Consider the following 5,154-nt stretch of genomic DNA (forward strand, 5'->3'; position numbering starts at 1 on the left):
AACGTCCGAGCGTTGACGTCCTATAGGACGTCAACGCTCGGACGTTGCCGGGTTCCGGAGCGGTTGCAGGGGCACCCGGATGCTCCACCGACCCGGCTGGCCGCCCTCAGCTGCGTCGTCCCGGGACTGCGCACATCCGTGTCGCCTGCGCACATCCGATGTGCGCAGCGGACACCGATGTGCGCAGCGGACACCGAAGTAGGCGGCGGACGCCGAGGTACGCACTTTGCGGCCGATTCCGAGCCGATGTCGACTCCGCTCCCACCCGGCGGCGCGCCCGGCCATCCAGTTCAGTCTCGTCCGTACCCCGTCGGTCTCGCGAACTGGGAGTTGTTGTCGTATTTCGGCGAGATTTTGGACAACAACTCCCAGTTCGCGGCGGGACGGCGCGCGGGGGAGCTCGGGGAGGGGCTGGTTACGGGGCCAGGGCGGCGGCTAGGTCCTTCTTGACCGCTGCCAGGCGGGTGTGGGCGGTGGCGCGGGCGCGGCCGAGCGTGGCGTCGTCGGCGTCCGGGGCGACCGGGACGATCACCTCGAGGTAGCACTTGACCTTGGGCTCGGTGCCGCTGGGGCGCACGACGACGCGCGTGCCGTCCGCTGCGAGCAGCCGCAGCCCGTCGGTGGGCGGCAGGCCGTCCACGCCGCCGGACAGGTCGACGACCTCCGTGACGGGCGAGCCCGCGAGGGTCGCCGGCGGTGACTGGCGCACGCGCGCCATGGTCGCGGGGATCTGGTCCAGGTCGGTGAACCGCTCGGCGAGCTGGTCGGTCAGGTACAGCCCGTGCTCGCGCGCGAGGTCGTCCAGCGCATCGATGAGGGTGCGCCCGTTGGCCTTCAGCCCGGCCGCCAGCTCCGCGATCAGCAGGGCCGCACTGAGGCCGTCCTTGTCGCGCACGCGGCCCGGGTCCACGCAGTACCCGATGGCCTCCTCGTAGCCGAACAGCAGGCCGTCCACCCGGGCGATCCACTTGAACCCGGTGAGGGTCGAGGCGTGCGCCATCCGGTGCGCGGCGGCGATGCGCCCGAGCAGGCGCGAGGACACGATCGAGCTCGCGAGCACCGGGGCGCCGGTCGCGCCGGCCGAGGCCGGGCGCGCGCGGTCCGCGACGAACTCGCCGAGCAGCGCGCCGACCTCGTCGCCGTGCAGCATGCGCCAACCCTCGGCGCCCGCGGTGTCGGGCCCGCGGTAGCTGCGTGCCCGGCGGTCCTGCACGGCGACCGCGCACCGGTCGGCGTCGGGGTCGTTCGCGATCACGAGGTCCGCGCCGACGTCGAGCGCCAGGCCGAGCGCGAGGTCGATGGCGCCGGGCTCCTCGGGGTTCGGGAACGCCACGCTCGGGAAGTCGGGGTCCGGGTCGGCCTGCTCGGGAACCAGGCGCACGTCGGTGAACCCGGCCGTGCGCAGCACGCGCTCGGCGACGGCGCCGCCCACCCCGTGCAGCGGGGTGAGCACGATCCGCAGGCGCCGGGGTCCGGCCGGGTCGGCCAGCGAGACGACGCCCGCGACGTAGTCGTCGAGCAGCTCGGCGCCGAGGACCGTCCACCCGGACTCGGCGCGCGGAACGGCCGCGACCGACCCGACGGCCGCGATCCGGGCGGCGATCTCGGCGTCGGCGGGCGGCACGATCTGTACGCCCCGCCCGGCGTCGGTCGAGGCCCTGCCCCCGAGGTAGACCTTGTAGCCGTTGTCCTGCGGCGGGTTGTGGCTCGCGGTGACCATCACCCCGGCGTCCGCGGACAGGTGCCGGACCGCGTAGGCGAGCACGGGCGTCGGCAGTGCGGCCGGCAGCAGGAGCGCCTCGATGCCCGCGCCGACCATGACCGCGGCGGTGTCGCGCGCGAAGGCGGCCGAGTTGTGCCGGGCGTCGTAGCCGATCACGACGCGCGGCACGGCCTCCCCGAGCGCGCCCCGCAGGTACGCGGCGAGGCCCGCGGCGGCGCGGATCACCACGGCCCGGTTCATCCGGTGCGGACCGCCGCCGAGCACGCCGCGCAACCCCGCCGTCCCGAACAGCAGGGGTCCGCTGAACCGGTCCGCGAGGTCAGCCCGGGCCGAGGCCATCCGGGCGCGTCCCGCGCGGGCGGCGGGGGAGCCGTTCGCGGGCGGCGCGGCCAGCGCGTCGTCGAGCAGGCGGCGCAGCTCGGCGGCGGTCGCCGGGTCGGGATCGTCCGCGATCCAGCGGAGGACGTCGTCGGCGAGGTCGAACCGGGTGCCGGTGGCTTGTGCGGTCATGATCAGATCCTCCGGGTGATCTCGGCGAGCAGGGCACTGATGCGTGGGCCGGCGGACGTACCGGCGTCGATGACCTCCGCGTGGGCCAGCGGGGTCGGGCTGATCCCCGCCGCGGGGTTGGTGACCAGGGAGATGCCGAGCACCTCGAGACCGGCGTGGCGGGCCGCGATCGCCTCGAGCGCGGTCGACATCCCGACGAGGTCGCCGCCGAGGATGCCGGCCATCCGAACCTCCGCGGGCGTCTCGTAGTGCGGCCCGGGGAACTGGACGTAGACGCCCTCGGCGAGCGAGTGGTCCGCCTCGCGCGCGATCGCGCGCAGCCGGGGCGAGTACAGGTCGGTGAGGTCCACGAACGTCGCGCCCTCGAGCGGTGAGGTCGCGGTGAGGTTGAGGTGGTCGCTGATGAGCACCGGGGTGCCCGGCGGCCAGGACGGGTTCAGCCCGCCGCAGCCGTTGGTGAGCACGACCCGGGTCGCCCCGGTCGCTGCCGCGGTGCGCACGCCGTGCACCACGCGCCGCACGCCCTTGCCCTCGTACAGGTGGGTGCGCGAGCCCAGCACGAGCGCGTGTCGGTCGGTGCCCGCGATCCGGATCGACCGGGTCGTCGCGCCATGGCCGTGCACGGCGGGCGCGTCGAAGCCGGGGATCTGCTCGCTCGGGATCTCCGCGACGACGTCGCCCAGCAGGTCGCCCGCGCCGCCCCAGCCCGAGCCGAGCACGAGCGCGACGTCGTGCCTGGCCACACCGGATGCCGCGGCGATGTATTCGGCGGCCGCGCGGGCCACGGTGAACGGGTCCACCGCCGGGTCGTCGAGGGATCGGTCGTGCGAGGAGGGCAGCAGGTCCGTGGTGTGGCTCACATCCCGAGGTTATCGGCCCCGGGCTCCGCGGGCAGCGAATGGGACGAGGCGTCTCGGGCGTGCATGATTGGCGCTGTGAGCACCGAGGCGCAGGACCTGCAGCAGACCCGCGTCGTCATCCTCGGGGGCGGTCCGGGCGGGTACGAGGCGGCGCTGGTCGCGCGCCGCTGGGGCGCGGACGTGACCATCGTCGAGCGGCAGGGCCTCGGCGGCGCCGCGGTGCTGACCGACGTCGTGCCGTCCAAGACCCTCATCGCGACGGCTGAGTGGATGACCCGCTTCGGGCACGCGGAGGAGTTCGGGATCCGGCCCGCCGACGACACGATCGGGATGGTCGAGGACGCCAACGACGTGATCCGGGTGGACCTGGACGTGGTGAACAAGCGGGTGCTCGGGCTCGCGGCGGCGCAGTCCGCCGACATCCGGGGCCGCCTCGAGCGGGTCGGCGTGCGCATCGTCGTCGGCTCCGGTCGCCTGGACGGGGTGCAGCGCGTGGTGGTCGAGGGCGTCGGGCCGGACGACGCGCGGGAGGTCCTCGACGCCGACGTGATCCTGGTCTCGACCGGCGCGACGCCCCGGGTGCTGCCCGCCGGCCAGCCCGACGGCGAGCGGATCCTCACCTGGACCCAGCTGTACAACCTCACCGCGCTGCCCGAGCGGCTGATTGTCGTCGGCTCCGGGGTGACCGGCGCGGAGTTCGCCGGCGCCTACAACGCGCTCGGCGCGGACGTGGTGCTCATCTCGAGCCGTGACCGGGTACTGCCGGGGGAGGACCCGGACGCCGCCGCGGTGATCGAAGAGGTGTTCAAGGACCGCGGCATGGAGGTCATGTCCCGGTCGCGCGCGAAGTCCGCGGTGCGCACGGACGACGGCGTCGAGGTCACCCTGGAGGACGGCCGCACGGTGCGCGGGTCGCACGTGCTGCTCGCGCTCGGATCGATCCCGAACACCGCAGGGATCGGCCTGGAGGAAGCGGGCGTCCGGCTCGGGGACGGCGGGCACATCAAGGTCGACCGGGTCTCGCGCACCTCGGCCCGCGGGGTGTACGCGGCCGGGGACTGCACGACCGGGCTCCCGCTCGCGTCGGTCGCGGCGATGCAGGGCCGCATCGCGATGGCGCACGCGCTGGGCGATACGGTCAGCCCGCTGGACCCGGCGACGGTGTGCGCGACGATCTTCACCACGCCCGAGATCGCGACCGTCGGGTACAACGAGGACCAGCTCAAGGCGGTCGGCACCGCGTACCTGGTGAGCATGCTGCCCCTGAAGGGCAACCCGCGAGCGAAGATGCTGGGGCTGCAGTACGGCTTCGTCAAGCTCTACGCGCACTCGGTGACCGGCGTCCTGCTCGGCGGCGTCGTCGTCGCGCACCGGGCGAGCGAGCTCATCTTCCCGATCACCCTGGCGTTCGCGCACCGCCTCACGGCCGACGAGGTCGCGGAGTCGTTCACGGTCTACCCGTCCCTGTCGGGCACGGTCGCCGAGGTCGCCCGCATGCTCCACAAGCACCGCGACTGACCGGCGAGCGCCGACCGCAAGCGGACTGACGGTTCGACGTCGTCGGCCGCAGGCTGCGCACATCGGTGCCGACTGCGCACATCCGATGTGCGCAGTCCCCACGGATGTGCGCAGTCTCCGGCGGATGGCAGCCGACTGCTGGCGGCTCGTGGCTGGTGGCTGGTGGCTGGCGGAGGGCGGCTGGCGGTGGGCGGACGGCGGAGGGCGGACGGCGGAGGGCGACGTCGTGCGGCTCGGGAGCGTTTCGGGCCCGAGAACGGCCGCGCTAGGCCAGGCAGTCACAGCGTGCGTCGAGATGCGAGACGTTGTCGTGTTTCGGCGATCAGGAGGACAACAACTCGCATCTCGCGGAGCGGCCGAGAGGAATCGGGCTGATCTGGTCGGGCGTCGTCGTGGAGCTGGACTCCCGCGACCGGGGGCGCGGATGTTGGCGGCTGGCGAGCGTCGTCGACCGCAAACTGCGCACATCGGCGCCGACTGCGCACATCCGATGTCCGCAGTCCGCACGGATGTGCGCACTCTGCGGCAGGCGGCAGGCCGCAG

3 protein-coding genes are annotated in these 5,154 nt (G+C 73.9%); 1 reads left to right on the forward strand and 2 read right to left on the reverse strand.

The genetic code is table 11. The features are described from left to right. Positions 1-415: 415 nt before the first annotated feature. On the reverse strand, positions 416-2,233 hold the full coding sequence (locus VIM26_RS17605) for a phospho-sugar mutase (RefSeq protein ID WP_331953544.1): 1,818 nt from the start codon (positions 2,231-2,233) through the stop codon (positions 416-418). Between the two features lie 2 nt (positions 2,234-2,235). Continuing rightward, on the reverse strand, positions 2,236-3,093 hold the full coding sequence (locus VIM26_RS17610) for a purine-nucleoside phosphorylase (RefSeq protein ID WP_331953546.1): 858 nt from the start codon (positions 3,091-3,093) through the stop codon (positions 2,236-2,238). Positions 3,094-3,168: 75 nt separating this feature from the next. Here VIM26_RS17610 and VIM26_RS17615 point away from each other — a divergent pair, with 75 nt between their 5' ends. Continuing rightward, positions 3,169-4,611 (forward strand): NAD(P)H-quinone dehydrogenase, encoded by a 1,443-nt coding sequence (locus VIM26_RS17615; RefSeq protein ID WP_331953548.1) that lies wholly within the window; start codon positions 3,169-3,171, stop codon positions 4,609-4,611. Positions 4,612-5,154 lie beyond the last annotated feature (543 nt).

It is taken from the genome of Pengzhenrongella sp., from assembly GCF_036565025.1.
Classification (GTDB): domain Bacteria; phylum Actinomycetota; class Actinomycetes; order Actinomycetales; family Cellulomonadaceae; genus Pengzhenrongella.

What these genes read in the sequence shown, in the direction of transcription:
- VIM26_RS17605 (WP_331953544.1), bottom strand. Translation starts at nt 2,233, where the DNA reads ATGACCGCACAAGCCACCGGCACCCGGTTCGACCTCGCCGACGACGTC.